This is a genomic window from Algoriphagus aurantiacus, from assembly GCF_035156405.1.
GTDB lineage: Bacteria > Bacteroidota > Bacteroidia > Cytophagales > Cyclobacteriaceae > Algoriphagus > Algoriphagus aurantiacus.
On sequence record NZ_JAXRUT010000051.1, the window covers coordinates 1 to 15,471 of the forward strand.

Here is a 15,471-nt window from a genome sequence, read left to right on the forward strand (position 1 = left end):
AATGCAGCAAGAGAAATGTATATTTGATTTGATTATTCCATACGGGATCCATGCTAATACATGGTCACCAATTAACGTTTCAAAATCCCCGACCTTACCAGTTGGGGATTTTCATTTCTACCAGAATGCGGGAAGGGATAAAATCACCATTAGATGCCTAGGCTTTCATGCTGCCCTCAAAAGTTAGCTACTTTACGTTACTTTCTCAACGTCTTAGAATGCGGGTTAAATCAAGTAATTTTCATCTCCGTTAGTGAAGACTTAATTGATAATGTTTTCCTAGAAGCCTAGTTAGAGGCTACGCGAGTGACTTACTCACTGAAAAGGGTACATTGTAGATCGACTTGGAAGAATCCGCGAGGTTTTTTGAGCTAGTACTCTTATGGGAAATGCTACAATTTGTAAGATGAGATGTAAATTCGCAAGCAGATTAAATGTCAAGTGTCTTTAAAGATGTTGAATTAAAAGTTTTAAGACTTTGTAATTAGGTCCTTTTTTACTAGAAAGTAACCGAAAAAGTAAATGTTTAGACATCAAGGTAAGAGCCGTACTTTCAAGCATAATCTTCTTCTTGCCTCTGTGCTATCTTTTGTAGCCGGAATAGTCAATGTCACTGGTTTTTTGGCATTTAAGCAACTAACGACGAATGTGACTGGGCATTTTGCCCTTTTCATCAATGATGTGGCAAACCTCGATTTTTGGAGAGGAACCATTTATTTCATTTACATTTTGTCCTTTTTCTTAGGATCATTTTTTGCAAGCCTTCTAATAGAAAAATTTAGGGAAAATAAAAGGCTCAATGTTTTTGTATTACCAGGAATAATTGAAAGTCTCCTTTTGATAACCATTGCATTGTTTAGTGATTTTGCGGGATTGAAGTATCCTGACTTGATTGCCTGTTTACTTCTCTTTGCTATGGGGATGCAGAATTCCTATGTGACCAAGATTTCCAACGCCATAGTGCGCACCACTCACTTAACTGGACTTTTTACAGACTTGGGGATAGAAATTTCCCAGTTGTTCTTTCCAAAAGTATATCCAAAAAGAGGGAAGCTCTATGCGACAATCAAGCTTCGGGTTTTTATTATATCCTTCTTTTTTGGAGGTGGTCTAACGGGAGGTTTCTTTTATTCTAAAGCTGAGTGGGAACTCAACACCTTACTTATTGCAGCGTTGATTTTGCTGGGTAGTTTGTTTTACGATGACTTCCGGTATAGCGTATTAAAAGCCAAAAGAAAGTATAGTCAAAAGAAGGAAGTGCCCAAGACTAGTAAGCCGTTTGTGTACTCTAGAACCGCTTAAATTTCCCTACGCCTCGGTTCATTATAAATCGGTTTGTGAGTATCCGCAAGATTTTTGAAACATCAGAAATTATCAACACTTAGTTTTTTCTTACTATCTCTAACGTTCGTAAATCAATTGTAAAGTTTTTGGAAGGTAAATCCAGACTCATTTTCTGTAAAATATGGAAAAAAGCTATCAAATTTTGATCGTTCTCATGAAAGGAATTGGATTCTGGAATAGTGAAATTCTGATAAAATTTTAGGCGTTCGGATGGGATCAATTCCATACCTAAATCACTTCCATTTTTCATCAGGTAAAAATCCTCTAATACTTTTCCTTTTTCATGAAAGTATTTGCTGGAGCTGGTTTTAGTAATTTTTAGACTGGATATTAGTTCTGAAAGTGAACTGTTTTGAAGATTGATTCCAAGGTCCTCTGGCCAGTCACTTGGGATAAACCTAAGTCGAATTAGCTCTTTTAAATGAAACAAAGTATAATCTGAATAGTCACTCGATAACAGAATGTCCCGATTCCAGATTGTAGAATTGTTTTGGGTGCTCAGGTACTTATGTTCGGATTGATATAAATCAAAAAACTCATCAAAGTGATTTACTTTATTGATGGACTTGGTCTGAATTAAAACATTTTCAGAAGGAAGAATTTCTAGAGTTTTGTATGCTGCTGGAAATGCAGCTAGTGAGGGAACCTGAATATTCAATAATGACAATGAATCTCCACTAGTGAATAATTCAGTATCATTTAAATGCATATGCCCGGCAAAGTGGATTTTTATACCAGCCTCAGCATAGGCCTGACTTGTCTCAGGTAGTGGAACTCGTGAAAGCTGGAATTTATTTTCTCCAAAGAGAGATTTCATTGCTTCACTGCTCCCATCATTAAAATCTGCTAATGGATAATGACTAAAGGAAATCAGAGTTTTCCCTAGTTTCTCAGCTTCCTTACTGACTTTTTCAATCCATTCAAGTTGGTGGGATTTTGATCTAATAGCCACATTAAACCCATTGCCTGATCCCTTCCAACCTGTAGAATCATATGATCCATTAGACTCTGGATGATTAAATACATTTCCATCAATTGCCAGTAACCATAATCCCTCTGTGGGTTCTACCACGTAGCTGGCATCAGGCAGAAGGTGGCCAGAGTTAGGATCTTTATAACTTCTGTTTTTAAGGGTAGAATTTTTTAGAGACGTTTTATAATTGTACAGTTTGTAATCCAGCTCTTCAAAAGGATGAGACCAAAACAAATCTTCCTCTTGCGGAAAAAAACCATATTCATGGAGAGAAGATAGAATATCTGAATAGCCCCAATGATTTATTTGGCTTGAATAAACAGGATACAGATTAGAGACTTTTGTTGAATCGCCTATAACACCTATTTCTTTGCCCTCTTCGCTTAGGAAGTCTGATTTCATACCAATAGAACCGAAAGGGGAGACTGGATCATGATTCCCAGTGGTGATGAAAAACCGCATTCCATAATCTTGAGAATATCTTTGAAGGATTTTTTCTAGGGCAATGACATTCATAGGTTGTCCATCATCAGTATAGTCTCCAGGCAAAACAACTATCCGAATACCCTCTTTCCTAATGTTTTCAAGCGCTTGTAAGAATGCAAAATAGTTTTCATTGAATAAGCGAGTGGAGTTTAACTGGCTCCGCATGCTTCGGATAGTGGCGTATTTATCTGATCCTAAATTGTATATGCCATTGAAATTTTTACTTTCAAAATCCCCATAAACATCCTGAAGGTGTATATCAGATAAAAAGGCGATGGAAGGTCCGGTATGCTGGGCAATTAAAATATATGGGAAAAGGCTGATTGTTAAAACAATCATCAGCTTGAACTTGATTTTGTAACTCGTCATTTGATAAAAAGTGTATTTCACAAAGAAACCAAATCCTATGGAATTAGATAAATGCTTGCGGGCAAAAGGACAAAAGATAATAATTTCGAAATATCTATCTGGGTAGAGTAATCTGAACAATATAATTACCTATTTGGAAACGTAAATAGTTCTGAATTGGGTTCGGGCAATTAACCAAAAATGGGATGGTTCCAGCTAACTTTAAATTCTCAATTCTCGCATTTTAAATTCCCAAACTAACCATTCGACTTCGCTCAGGGCAAGCAACCCAAAATCAACCCCTTCCTCCAAAGATCGCTGAGCCAATCCTTACCATCGTACTTCCTTCTTCCTGAGCGATCTGATAATCCCCACTCATGCCCATAGAAATATCTTTAAGTTGGACGAATTCTGGAAGTTGACGGCTTTTCAGCTCTTCAAAAAGTGTTTTCAATCCTCTGAATTCCTTTCTTACCTGGTCTTCATTTTCAGTGAATGTCGCCATGCCCATTACCCCTTGAATCCTAACATGACTGAGACTTAGAAAGTCCGGATTGGAGAGCATTTCATCCAATTCTTCCTTATCAAAACCAAACTTAGATTCTTCCTCAGCAATATGCATTTGAAGCAGTACATTAATCTTTCTGTCCATCTTTTTTCCTTGCTTGTTGATTTCTCGCAGAAGCTTAAAGGAATCCACGCCATGAATTAGATGCACGAAAGGTGCAATGTATTTTACCTTATTGCTTTGCAAGTGACCGATCATATGCCATTTGACATCGTCAGGCATCTCAGGTTGTTTAGATTGAAGTTCTTGTACTTTATTTTCTCCAAAGTCTCGAATTCCAGCAGAATAGGCATCTTTAAGATCTTCTATTGGCTTAGTTTTACTCACCGCTACGAGCCGGCATTCTTGATTTATGAATGTTTTTTTTACTGCTTCAAGGTTGGCTTTGATGTCCATTTTCTATTTTTATGCGTTACTTTTTTTTAAAAGGCCCAAAACAAAGATATGGCGATCATTAGTACTTTGCTAAAAAAAGGCATTCGCCTGAGAGAGAGTCTAGAACAAGAGTACTCTCATCCATTAGAACTCCAACGTCAGGAATTGAAGAAATTGCTGATTCATGCAGTTGACACAGAGATTGGACGGAAGTATGATTTCCCTAATATTTTAAAAGGTTTTCGCTGGGGCGAAAATGAGTTTTATGAGCGATATAAATCTCAAGTGCCTATTTATGATTACAGCCGCATTCATGAGGAATGGTGGCACAAACTACTAGAGGGGAAACCAAATGTCACCTGGCCTGGTCCAGTCCGATATTTTGCTCTAAGTAGCGGCACATCCGGGGCTACTTCCAAATTTATTCCCATCACCACGGATATGGTGAAAGCCATTCGTAAGACAGGTGTTCGCCAAATCCTATCCCTTTCAAAATATGACCTTCCAGCTTCACTTTTGACGCGGGGGATTTTGATGTTGGGAGGAAGTACCGATTTGGAGTTTAATGGTACATATTTCTCTGGAGATCTTAGTGGGATTACCACAGGAAGATTACCGATTTGGTTTCAGCGCTTTTATAAGCCGGGCAAAAAGATTTCGAGAAGCAAAAACTGGGGGGATAAGCTGGATCAGATCGTGGAGAAAGCAAAGTCTTGGGACATTGGAATCATCGTTGGCGTGCCAGCATGGCTACAGATTCTAATCGAAAAAATTATAGAGCGATATCAAGTCGACAATATCCATGAAATCTGGCCGAATCTCCAGATTTTTGTGCATGGTGGAGTTTCATTTGAGCCTTATAAAAAAGGTTTTGAAAAGCTGCTAGGCAAGCCATTGTTATACTTAGAGACCTATTTGGCCTCGGAAGGATTTTTGGCTTTTCAGGCTTTGCCCAATCGTAAATCCATGCGATTAGTACTGAACAATGGGATTTTTCATGAATTTGTACCTTTCAATGACGAGAATTTTGATGAGGAGGGAAATATCAAACCGCATGCAAATACCTTAAAAATAGATGAAGTTGAGGAGGGAAAGGATTATGCGCTATTGATCAGTACCTGCGCTGGGGCTTGGAGATATTTGATTGGTGATGTCGTTCGATTTGTGTCCAAGGAAGAATCAGAAATAGTTATATCCGGCAGGACAAAGCATTTTTTGAGTCTTTGTGGGGAGCATCTTTCGGTGGATAATATGAACAAAGCCATCGAGCTGACTGCCGAAGATCATGATATGAATATCCGCGAATTCACTGTGATTGGAGTTCCTCATGGAAGTCTGTTTGCACATCATTGGTTTATAGGTTCGGATGCCACCGTTAAAAAAAATACCCTAAGAAAGACTTTAGATAAACATCTTAAAGCACTTAATGATGACTATGCAGTGGAGAGAAATCACGCTTTGAAACAAGTGAAAGTTACAGTTTTACCATCTTCGTTATTTTATGCTTGGCTAAAAGAACAAGGCAAAGAGGGAGGGCAGTACAAGTTTCCACGGGTGCTCAAGGGCGATAAAGCCGCAAGTTGGCAGGAATTTCTAATCAAAAATGAGCTACCGCTGTGAGTCATGCATTGCTGGAAGGAAGCAGCATGGGGCTTTTGCTGTCTGCAATGATTGGTCCTGTGTTTTTTACACTGATTCAAAATAGCCTTGAGCATGGATTTCGCTATGCCACAATGGTTGCCTTGGGAATTTTGACCAGTGATACACTCTATGTGCTGCTTACTTTTTTTGGTGTTAAGTTCTTGGCCAAGGCAACTTATTTTGAATCTATTTTGGGTTATGCAGGCGGAGCCATTTTGATTGGATTTGGATTGAGTTATTTGCTAAAAAGGCAAGCAACCAAACCTGAAGTTAATTTGGAAGAGGGGCGGAGAGCCAAGAAACGCAGCGCTTTTCTGAAAGGATTTAGCATCAATGGAATCAATCCATTTGTGCTGATCTTCTGGATTTCTATTGCCAGTCTGGTTCATCTAAAAGCATCCTTTGACTCAGTGGATGTGTGGCTTTATTATACTGGGATCCTTCTGACAGTATTCTCGATAGACTTGATCAAAGCTTATATAGCAAAGCAATTGTCCCATTTTGTAACTCCACGATTTATGTTTTGGCTAAACAAAGCTGTAGGTGTGGCTATGATAGGTTTTGGGTTTCGCCTGATCTGGTTTGCTATGGGGTAGCTTTTTAAACCGCAGTGGGCACAGAGGTTTTCGCTGAGTGTGCAGTGTTAGTGCAATTTTTTTCTGATTGATGGGAAGGGTAAAAAAACTAATTTTTCAAGCTGTGGCCTCTGCGAAAACCTCCGTGCTTTAAGTGGTAAAATAGGTGTTTCAAAAAAAATCCCTCCAGTTTTCACCAGAGAGATTTGTATCTATTGAAATTTACTGAGATTAGTCAGCTAAATATTTTACAACTGGTGTGTAGTCCATACCAAAGGCTTCAGCTACCGCCTGATATACAATGTCACCATGGATAATATTCAAGCCCGGTACTAGATCTGGATTATCCTGAGCTGCTTTTTTCCAGCCCTTATCTGCCAATTGCATAGCATAAGGAAGAGTAGCATTGGTCAAAGCCAGAGTAGAAGTATAAGGTACAGCACCTGGCATATTTGCTACGCAATAGTGAACCACTTCATCGATAACAAAAGTAGGATCTTGGTGAGTAGTAGGCTTACATGTTTCGATACAACCACCCTGATCTACCGCTACGTCTACTAGCACAGTGCCCGGAAGCATTTTTTTCAGCATATCACGAGTGATCAAGTGAGGGGCCTTAGCACCTGGAATCAATACAGCACCAATAATCAAATCGTGATTCTGAATCAATTTTCTAATGTTATATTCATTAGACATCATAGTATTCACATTTGCAGGCATCACGTCAGCCAAATAGCGCAATCGAGGTAGATTGACATCCATGATAGTCACATCTGCTCCAAGACCTGCAGCCATCCATGCAGCTTGAGTGCCTACGATACCACCTCCAAGAATCAAGACTTTGGCAGGAAGTACGCCTGGTACTCCTCCGAGAAGAATACCTCTTCCCCCAAGTGGTTTCTCTAAATAGTTTGCACCTTTCTGCACTGCCATTCTCCCTGCGACTTCAGACATTGGAACTAAAAGAGGAAGGCTTCTATCAGTTTTTTCTACAGTTTCGTAAGCAAGACATACGGATTTACTTGCTACCATAGCTTTAGTCAAAGGCTCATAGGAAGCAAAGTGAAAATAGGTGAACAGCAATTGATCTTCTTTGATCAGTTTGTATTCCGCTTCGATAGGTTCTTTCACCTTTATAATCATCTCAGCGATCTCATATGTCGCTTCGATAGTAGGAAGAATAGTAGCGCCAGCTTCTGTATATACATCGTCTGGAAAGCCACTTCCTTCACCAGCGGTGTGCTGAACGTAAACAGAATGACCTCTTTTTACCAATTCTTTTGCACCGGCAGGGGTAAGGGCTACACGGTTCTCGTTGTTTTTAATTTCCTTCGGAACACCTATGATCATGACTTAAATATTTGGATTTAAATTAACTCGTGCACAAATATAATAAGCGGATAGTTATCAATTTGCACGATAAAGAATAGTATTTGGTCTGGTTTCGAAAATAGGGCGATTTCAAAATTATGTTTTGATTAAATTTCTAAACATTTAAAATATTTTAAAAATTGAATTTTAAGCATTGATAATTTTGAGGTTGTTTTTTTGCTAAATCCTTGGTTTATAGTGAGGAGGGTTTTGGATTTTCTTACATCAATTATTGGCTAATATTTGAATTTCAAAATTTAATTCTGATTTAATTCTAGATTAACACCACTTTCAAAATTTTAGATTGGTAAATTATAATGTTGAAATTTGCATAGAAAATGGATTTGGTTATTTTTGAATGATTGATATAATCATCAAATCAAAACCCAAATAACTTTAGTAAATTAACCTTATGTCAGAAGTTCAATCAGTTCCAAAAAACCTGAATTCTCCGAATCTCTCTAAAGAGGCAATACTTGAAGACTTTCGAGTCGCTATGATTAGTAGGCACGCATCTTTAGTTGGTCGGAAAGAGGTATTTATGGGGAAAGCGAAGTTCGGGATTTTTGGAGATGGTAAGGAAATTGCCCAAATAGCCATGGCAAGAGCCTTCCAGCTTGGAGATTTTCGCTCAGGTTACTACAGAGACCAGACTTTTATGCTGGCTATCGGTGAATTGACAGTACAACAATACTTTTCTCAACTATACGCATATACAAATGTGGAGGCAGAACCTGCAAGTGCGGGTCGTCTCATGAATGGTCACTTTGCTACCCGATCTCTAAATGAGGACGGAAGTTGGAAGGATCTGACGAAAATGTATAATTCTGCAGCAGATATTTCTCCCACAGCTGCTCAAATGCCCAAACTTCTTGGGCTGGCTTATGCTTCAAAGCTTTTTAGAGAAAATAAAGGCTTGAAGGATTTGAAGAGCTTTTCTGTCAATGGAAATGAAGTAGCCTGGGGTACTATCGGAAATGCATCTACTTCTGAAGGAATGTTTTTCGAGACGATTAATGCCGCCGGTGTAATGCAAGTTCCTATGGTAATTTCCATTTGGGATGATGGGTACGGTATTTCTGTGACAAATGAGTTTCATACAACCAAAGGCAGTATTTCTGAGGCATTAGCAGGTTTTGAAAGAACTGATTCGCAGAAAGGAATTGAAATAATCCGCGTGAATGGATGGGATTATGAGGCGTTGCTAAATGCCTATGTAGAAGCTGGCGAGTTGGCTAGAACGTCGCATGTTCCAGTGATGATTCACGTGTTGGAGATGACTCAGCCACAGGGACATTCCACTTCTGGTTCGCATGAGCGATATAAAGATGCTAAGCGTCTTCAGTGGGAAAAGGATTGGGATTGTATTTCCAAATTCAGAGAATATATCCTAAGTAATAAAATTGCCAATGCGGATAAATTGGACAAAATTGAGGCTGAAGCCAAAGCTCAGGTAAAGCAAGAAAAGGAAGCTGCTTGGGCTAAGTTTTCCAGCGAAATCAAAAATGAATTAAATGAAGCTGTCGTACTACTTAGAACCGCTGCCCAGCAAAGCACCAGGAAAGTATTAATCAATCAACTTGCCGAGGAGCTTTCTAAAACAATTAATCCAATAAGAAAGGATGTTGTCATAGCAGTACGAAAAGCACTGTTAATTTTGAGATTGGATGCTCCTTCTGTAAAGGCTGCATTGAAAGCCTGGTATGCAAAGCAGTCTGATTTGAATTTTGATAGATATAATAGCCATTTGTATAGCCATTCAGAATGGAGCGTGTTGAATGTGGCGGAAGTTCCTGCCAAATTCGATGACAAATCTTCTTTAGTTGATGGGAGGGAAATTTTGCAGGCCTATTTTGATATCACCTTAGCCAAAGATCCTCGCTTCTTCACATTTGGAGAGGATGTAGGTAAAATTGGTGACGTGAATCAAGCTTTTGCAGGATTGCAGGCAAAGCATGGCGAGCTTCGGGTTTCTGATACAGGTATTAGAGAATGTACCATTATTGGGCAGGGTATAGGTACGGCTTTGAGAGGTTTACGACCACTTGCAGAAATTCAATACTTAGATTATTTGCTCTATGGGCTTCAGATGCTTTCAGATGATGTTGCCTGTCTTAACTATCGCACCAAGGGAGGACAAAAAGCCCCAATGATTGTTCGTACTCGTGGACATAGATTGGAAGGTGTATGGCATTCTGGGTCACCTATGGGAATGATACTTTCTTCATTGCGAGGAATGGTCGTCTGCGTACCTAGAGATATGACGCAAGCCGCTGGAATGTACAATGCCTTATTGAAGTCTGACGAACCTGCCATCGTTATTGAATGTCTCAATGGGTATAGACTGAAGGAGAAAATGCCTCTGAACTTAGGTGAATACACAGTTCCTTTGGGTAAACCAGAAGTGCTTAGGGAGGGTTCTGAGATGACCATCGTGACTTATGGTTCTATGTGTAGAATTGTAATGGAAGCAGCCAGTGACCTGTCAGAATTGGGTATTGAGATAGAGGTGCTGGATGTGCAAACCTTATTGCCATTTGATGTGTATGGGATCATTGGAGAATCTATTAAGAAAACTAATCGAGTGATTTTTGCAGATGAGGATGTGCCAGGAGCAGGATCGGCCTTTATGTTACAGCAAGTAATCGAAGGTCAAGATGTGTTTAAATTCTTGGATTCTGAGCCCCAAACTATCACCGCAAAAGCTCATAGACCAGCTTATTCATCCGATGGAGACTACTTCTCCAAGCCAAGTGTAGAAGATGTAGTGGAGAAAGTATATGCGATGATGACTGAGGTGAATCCTAAAAAATTTCCAGCGATATAAGAGAGATTATATTATTAATAAAAGAATGTGTTTTCTCTGGGAATTAATACTTGAAGTTCAAATTTGGCAATTCCCCCTTTTTTAAAGGGGGAAAGGGGGGGCAGGCTGAAACCAGTAATAGTTCTAGTACGTGCATTCATGCGGATACACATATTTATTGATTCTACTTAAACTCTATCGCCGAAAATCCACATCTCAAAAAAGGGCTAGTCTTCATCATTCTGAAACTGTGATGTGTTTATGATGCCATTTTCTGCACTTCTATTCCAGATTAGGTTGGCGGCCAACGGAAATAGATGAGCACTGGATTCGAAAAAATGCATCATGTACCCGGCTGTATTGACAAATATTACTAAGTCTCCAACTTTTGGTAGAGCAGGTAAAGGTATTTTTCGTTTCAGCAGTATATCTCGCTCCAAGCAATACGCACCCGTAAAGTATACTTCCGCTGGTTCCATTTCATCGTCTTCTTCCTGATATACAACGAATGGATCCAGCATAAAATCAGCACTTCCACTGAGCATCTGAGTCATATTCATCTCTAGGCCTACTAACCAGTCACCATTGGAATCCTGTTTCCGATAGGATACTTTAGCTACTGTCATGCCTACTTGATCTAACATGGATCGGCCGGGTTCCATCCTGATTTCTATGTCAAGATTTTTGGCTATTTGGCTCACACTCTTATTTGAATGAGTTTTATGGGAAAGTATTTTTCGAAGAAAATCACCTTTGGTGATGAAGCTCCAAAATGGGTAAGTTTTTGACTCCCCACGTATGGCCCCACCCCAGATTTCCAATCCCAATGCATGGTTCCCGAAGGTAATTTCATTTTTAAGTTTACTGACCGCTTTGCGATGCTGCTGGTGAAAATAGTCCCACTCAGATTCATCTTTGAGGTAGTTCATTAGTATACCACCTCCAATATCTATGAAGTCTGTCTTAAATCCTTTCTCTGCCAATAGCTGTGACAATTCCAGACATTGAGCCAAAGCATAACTTCGCTCCTCTATTGAATAGCCGTTAAGGTGGAAGTGTAAACCTTTATAATCCAAAAGATTATAGTTTTCCGCTTCTGAAAAATTTCTGTTAATGAATTTTTCAATGGTCAGCATGTCAAATCCAAATCTACTATATAGCTTTTTAACTTTCAGATTGAATCCGCTAATTCGAAATCCAATAGCCACTTTCCTATTTTGTTCCTCGGCAACTTTTTGGACAAGGATACACTCATCCTCATTGTCTAGAATAAGTAAGCTTCCATGATGTACAGCCTTTTCTACCAATTTCCTGTTTTTCACAGCAGCTGTCACAATTAAATCCTTGGCATCAATTCCCATTTCCAGGCACTGGACATATTCTTGGTAACTAGCTGTGTCTATACCCATTCCAAGCTTGTATGCCTCTTGGACCACACCTTTGGTTTTGTTGGCTTTACGGGCAAAAAAGATTTTATGCTTAAGTCCAAGCTCTTCAAAAACTGTTTGATAAGAGTTGAAATTATCCTCCATCGGGTCCGTTTGATGGATGTTTATCGGAGAGCCATACTTTTCTAGTAGTTCGTTCAATACAGTCTTTTTATCCATGAGCTCATGCATCCATGGAGACGTGATCGGAGTCAATTTTGGGAGATTGGACATATCTAAAAGTTAGAGTTGAATTGAGTTTCTGTTTGTAAGGAGAGAATGTTCTCGGTAAGATCTTTTGCCCAGCCACTTACGAAATCATTTCTTTTTCTGGAGAGTGTGTCATTGTCGTAGGTCAATCCTTCCGATGGAGTACCTACAAAAGTAAGTGATTCGTTGGCAAATCTTGTATCATCCAGAGGCTGTCCTTTTTCATTAATTGAAAGGCAACCTGGTCTATAATCTAGCCGTCCTTCCTGTCTGTTGACATAGGGATGGATGAGCTGTTTTTCCAACATATTTCCAAATAATTCTCCTGCACAACGGTGCAATTGAATTTTAGGGATTCTCGCATCCACCAAATAATCCGCATGGGCAATATCATCTGCTCTTATCCCAAGTGAAAATTTATCTGCTTCTGTGATTTCCGGATTTTGAGAATATGAGAAATCGATCAGCCCAGCTTCAGCTACGGCCAAGATTTTTTTCATGTTTTTAATAGGTGGGCCATAAGAGATCCTATTGAGATGCCCAGCATATTTTTCAAGGAAGATTTTTTGGGATTGAGGCTTTAACCCACCGAATTTGTAGAGCTCGTTGAAAAAATCGCTAAGATGCCTCCAAAGATCAGCCGTTGCTGCAAAAGGACTTGTTTTTACCCCAATTTCTGCTTCTAGAATGCTATTTCGAGCGCTTTCCAGTGTGTTTTCATGTAGATTATTATCAGAAATTGGTTCCTCAAGAAAATCTTGAAAACTAAATCGCCCCACGTCTGGATGCTCTTTGTGGAAATTTTCTATTTGAAATTCTACTTCAGTAAAATCCCTTGAGAGTAATAGTTCAAGCCCTTTTTCTTTGAATTTTTTACCATAAAAAACTGCCCTGTATTCCAGTTCAATCAAGGGTAAAAGCTCTCTTTCAAAATCGTATTTACCGTCCAGTGGCTCAATAAATTCAAGAGATTCTTTGCTGAAATAAAACGGTTTATGGGAGGGATTATCAAATGTATTTCCGCGGGGAATCATCATCAATCCCGATTTAGAAAAGGGGTATATTATTTCTGGTTCCAGACCTGATTTTATGTAAGTGAGACTGCCTCCTTCATTCTTTTTAAATCTTCCATTCCGACCCTCCGTCAATGCTAAAATAGCATCGATAAAGGTTAGCCCCATTCCTTTAATGGCTACTTTGCTCCCTGTCGAAATACGTTCAAGCCGTTGCTTTACAGGATATATAAAATCAACATGGTTGGTTTGAGAAAGAGATTCTGGATCATTGACGCAGGGATGACCAGTTGCAATGAGAATATTGTGGAGATCATTTACTTCTTGCGTAGATCTATCACGGGATTCTCTATAGAATAGGGTATAGGTTTCTCCTTCATTCTGAATATCAATTACATCTCCTATGTGCTTTACAAAGGATACTTCTTTAGGAGCAGCTTGGAGAAGTGCTTCAAAGCCTTCTGAAAGATATCTGCCCACCGTCGCACGGGAAGAAAATGTATTGGCATTGTCTTCAGGAAATTCATCTTTGTGGTCCAATAGCCAACCCACGAAGGATTTGGGTAGGGGAACAGCGGGCTTAGGATCTTGGTCGGGCCACATATTGATATAGCCATTGACATAATTCATCAATAGATAGGAGGGCTGCTCTGGATTATAAATATCTCCCGCTCCAAATGAAGCTGTTTTATTGAAGAGATGGATTTCTACTGGATATTTTTTTTTGGAGTTAGCTATATTAGCGAGCAAGCGCTCCAATCCATAAAGACCTTTTGGTCCTAATCCTACAATTGCTATTTTTTTTAAAATAGTATTTTCGATCATTTGAAAGTTCTTTAAAGCTAATGTGGAAAAGATTAAACAAGAACTTTTTCAAGCTTGAGGATATTTTCGTTTACCCAATCTTCATTATAGATGGTGTCGAGATACCGTTCACCTTTGTCACATAATATCATTGCAATAGTAGCACCATCTGGTAAGGTTGTACTCAATTTATGCACGGCCCAGGTAACTGCTCCAGAAGAACCGCCACAGAGAATTGCTTCAGTATTTAGAAGTCGGTGACATCCTTTGATGCACTGTTCGTCATTTACATGTACCACATCATCTATTAATTCTTTATCCAGAAATTGGGATTTTCTGCCTGCCCCATGTCCTGGGATTTTTCGTTCTCCTGCTGGAGTGCCAAAAATTATACTACCCACTGCATCTACTGCTATCACTTTGGTTTTTAAATCATTTTTTTTAATGTAATCGGCGCAGCCCATAAGCGTCCCGCAGGTACTGGTGGCCGCAAAAATGTAATCAGGTGCCTTTCCCAGATCCTTGACGATTTCGTGCATGGTCTGCCTATGAGCTATAGGATTTTGGCGATTTCCATATTGGTTAGTCCAGAAACTTCTTGGATTTGAGTCCAATATCTGCTGAACTTTATCCAGACGAGCTTGCAGGTATCCACCCCTCTCGGCAGGAAATTCTACAAAGTTGACTTTGGCTCCATATGCACGGATGATTTTGATATTCTGTTTGTTGACCATTGGATCTACCACCACTTCCAGATTTAGACCGAAGTATTTACAGGTTTGGGCCAGCCCTATGGCCATATTACCCGAGCTGGATTCTACGACGATATCCCCTTTTTTTAATTTTCCATCTTCCATGGCGTGGGTGATCAACTGCAGCGCAGTGCGGTCTTTAATGCTTCCACCGGGATTGAAGCTTTCCATCTTCGCAAAAATCCGATGTGGACTGTCAGGATATAACCTGTTTAATTTAATCAATGGTGTATGTCCAACTGTATCCAAAATTCTGGAATAGTACGGATGATGTGGGTTAGTCATTTAATACTTGGTTAACTTACCCATATTTGAACACTAAAATCGAACCTATACCTTTCACTAGGTGAGCGGCACGAGAATATACTTTTCGTTTACGTTGTTTTTGCATTAGAAAGATACCTGAGTATTTAGCTGTTTTTTTTTTCTAACTATAGGTTATATCAATGATTGTCAGGTTTTTATGAAAAAATTATGAAGTCAAAATTTACTTCAAATTATCGGTATGAGAAATTCTATATCCTGAAGTATAATGGAAGGCAGGAAGACGTAATATATACTGAAACTGTAGAATTCTGTACAACAACTAGGAATAATTTACCCCAAAACTACTGCACCAACTTCTATTATTTTCCCCAAAAGCCTTCAAGTAGAATATTGCTCAGCACTTTAATTCAACTTAGAAATCCACCTGCTTTGCAGGTGGTCATGTGCTAGTAGCTATGCTTATATTTGGGCTATGACCAAATATAGGAAATCAAGCCATGTAGTTTTCAAA

At 39.2% G+C, this 15,471-nt stretch carries 11 protein-coding genes; 5 read left to right on the forward strand and 6 right to left on the reverse strand.

Going from position 1 to position 15,471, the window contains the following annotated elements; genetic code table 11:
• Both SYJ56_RS25170 and SYJ56_RS25175 read left to right on the forward strand, forming a co-directional pair.
• Window positions 1-187, forward strand: a 187-nt coding sequence (locus SYJ56_RS25170; RefSeq protein WP_323839051.1) for a hypothetical protein, incomplete at its 5' end; no start/stop codon positions are given.
• Window positions 188-522: 335 nt separating this feature from the next.
• A complete protein-coding gene (locus SYJ56_RS25175) occupies window positions 523-1,302 on the forward strand; it encodes a YoaK family protein (protein WP_323839052.1) in 780 nt (259 codons plus the stop codon).
• 79 nt (window positions 1,303-1,381) lie between these two features.
• Here the strand turns inward: SYJ56_RS25175 and SYJ56_RS25180 are convergent, their stop codons facing one another.
• On the reverse strand, window positions 1,382-3,172 hold the full coding sequence (locus SYJ56_RS25180) for a metallophosphoesterase (protein ID WP_323839053.1): 1,791 nt from the start codon (window positions 3,170-3,172) through the stop codon (window positions 1,382-1,384).
• Window positions 3,173-3,446: 274 nt separating this feature from the next.
• Window positions 3,447-4,115 (reverse strand): YggS family pyridoxal phosphate-dependent enzyme, encoded by a 669-nt coding sequence (locus tag SYJ56_RS25185; RefSeq protein WP_323839055.1) that lies wholly within the window; start codon window positions 4,113-4,115, stop codon window positions 3,447-3,449.
• Between the two features lie 48 nt (window positions 4,116-4,163).
• Between SYJ56_RS25185 and SYJ56_RS25190 the strand changes: the two genes are divergently transcribed.
• Window positions 4,164-5,714, forward strand: a complete 1,551-nt coding sequence (locus SYJ56_RS25190; protein WP_323839057.1) for a GH3 family acyl-acid amido synthetase — start codon at window positions 4,164-4,166, stop codon at window positions 5,712-5,714.
• On the forward strand, window positions 5,711-6,331 hold the full coding sequence (locus SYJ56_RS25195) for a LysE family translocator (RefSeq protein ID WP_323839058.1): 621 nt from the start codon (window positions 5,711-5,713) through the stop codon (window positions 6,329-6,331). Before SYJ56_RS25190 ends, SYJ56_RS25195 begins: the two co-directional genes overlap by 4 nt.
• Window positions 6,332-6,541: 210 nt before the next feature.
• On the opposite strand, the gene ald is transcribed toward SYJ56_RS25195, so the two are convergent.
• The gene (gene ald / locus SYJ56_RS25200; protein WP_323839060.1) at window positions 6,542-7,660 is read right to left on the reverse strand and encodes an alanine dehydrogenase; all 1,119 of its coding nucleotides are present in this window, start codon (window positions 7,658-7,660) and stop codon (window positions 6,542-6,544) included.
• Between the two features lie 433 nt (window positions 7,661-8,093).
• Between ald and SYJ56_RS25205 the strand changes: the two genes are divergently transcribed.
• A complete protein-coding gene (locus SYJ56_RS25205; protein ID WP_323839062.1) occupies window positions 8,094-10,508 on the forward strand; it encodes an alpha-ketoacid dehydrogenase subunit alpha/beta in 2,415 nt (804 codons plus the stop codon).
• 206 nt (window positions 10,509-10,714) lie between these two features.
• Here SYJ56_RS25205 and SYJ56_RS25210 read toward each other — a convergent pair whose 3' ends face one another.
• The 3 genes from SYJ56_RS25210 to sbnA are packed head-to-tail and all read right to left on the reverse strand — an operon-like array spanning window position 10,715 to window position 14,978.
• Entirely contained in the window at window positions 10,715-12,148 is a 1,434-nt protein-coding gene (locus SYJ56_RS25210) for a type III PLP-dependent enzyme domain-containing protein (protein ID WP_323839063.1), read from the reverse strand.
• A 2-nt stretch (window positions 12,149-12,150) separates the two neighbouring features.
• A complete protein-coding gene (locus SYJ56_RS25215; protein WP_323839065.1) occupies window positions 12,151-13,962 on the reverse strand; it encodes an FAD/NAD(P)-binding protein in 1,812 nt (603 codons plus the stop codon).
• A gap of 32 nt (window positions 13,963-13,994) precedes the next feature.
• Entirely contained in the window at window positions 13,995-14,978 is a 984-nt protein-coding gene (sbnA, locus tag SYJ56_RS25220) for a 2,3-diaminopropionate biosynthesis protein SbnA (RefSeq protein ID WP_323839067.1), read from the reverse strand.
• Window positions 14,979-15,471 lie beyond the last annotated feature (493 nt).

Excerpts from the sequence above, each read along its gene's own strand:
- SYJ56_RS25180 (WP_323839053.1), bottom strand. The coding sequence starts at position 3,172 with ATGACGAGTTACAAAATCAAGTTCAAGCTGATGATTGTTTTAACAATC.
- SYJ56_RS25210 (WP_323839063.1), bottom strand. The coding sequence starts at position 12,148 with ATGTCCAATCTCCCAAAATTGACTCCGATCACGTCTCCATGGATGCAT.
- SYJ56_RS25215 (WP_323839065.1), bottom strand. The coding sequence starts at position 13,962 with ATGATCGAAAATACTATTTTAAAAAAAATAGCAATTGTAGGATTAGGA.
- SYJ56_RS25205 (WP_323839062.1), top strand. The coding sequence starts at position 8,094 with ATGTCAGAAGTTCAATCAGTTCCAAAAAACCTGAATTCTCCGAATCTC.
- sbnA (WP_323839067.1), bottom strand. The coding sequence starts at position 14,978 with ATGACTAACCCACATCATCCGTACTATTCCAGAATTTTGGATACAGTT.
- SYJ56_RS25185 (WP_323839055.1), bottom strand. The coding sequence starts at position 4,115 with ATGGACATCAAAGCCAACCTTGAAGCAGTAAAAAAAACATTCATAAAT.
- SYJ56_RS25190 (WP_323839057.1), top strand. The coding sequence starts at position 4,164 with ATGGCGATCATTAGTACTTTGCTAAAAAAAGGCATTCGCCTGAGAGAG.
- ald (WP_323839060.1), bottom strand. The coding sequence starts at position 7,660 with ATGATCATAGGTGTTCCGAAGGAAATTAAAAACAACGAGAACCGTGTA.
- SYJ56_RS25175 (WP_323839052.1), top strand. The coding sequence starts at position 523 with ATGTTTAGACATCAAGGTAAGAGCCGTACTTTCAAGCATAATCTTCTT.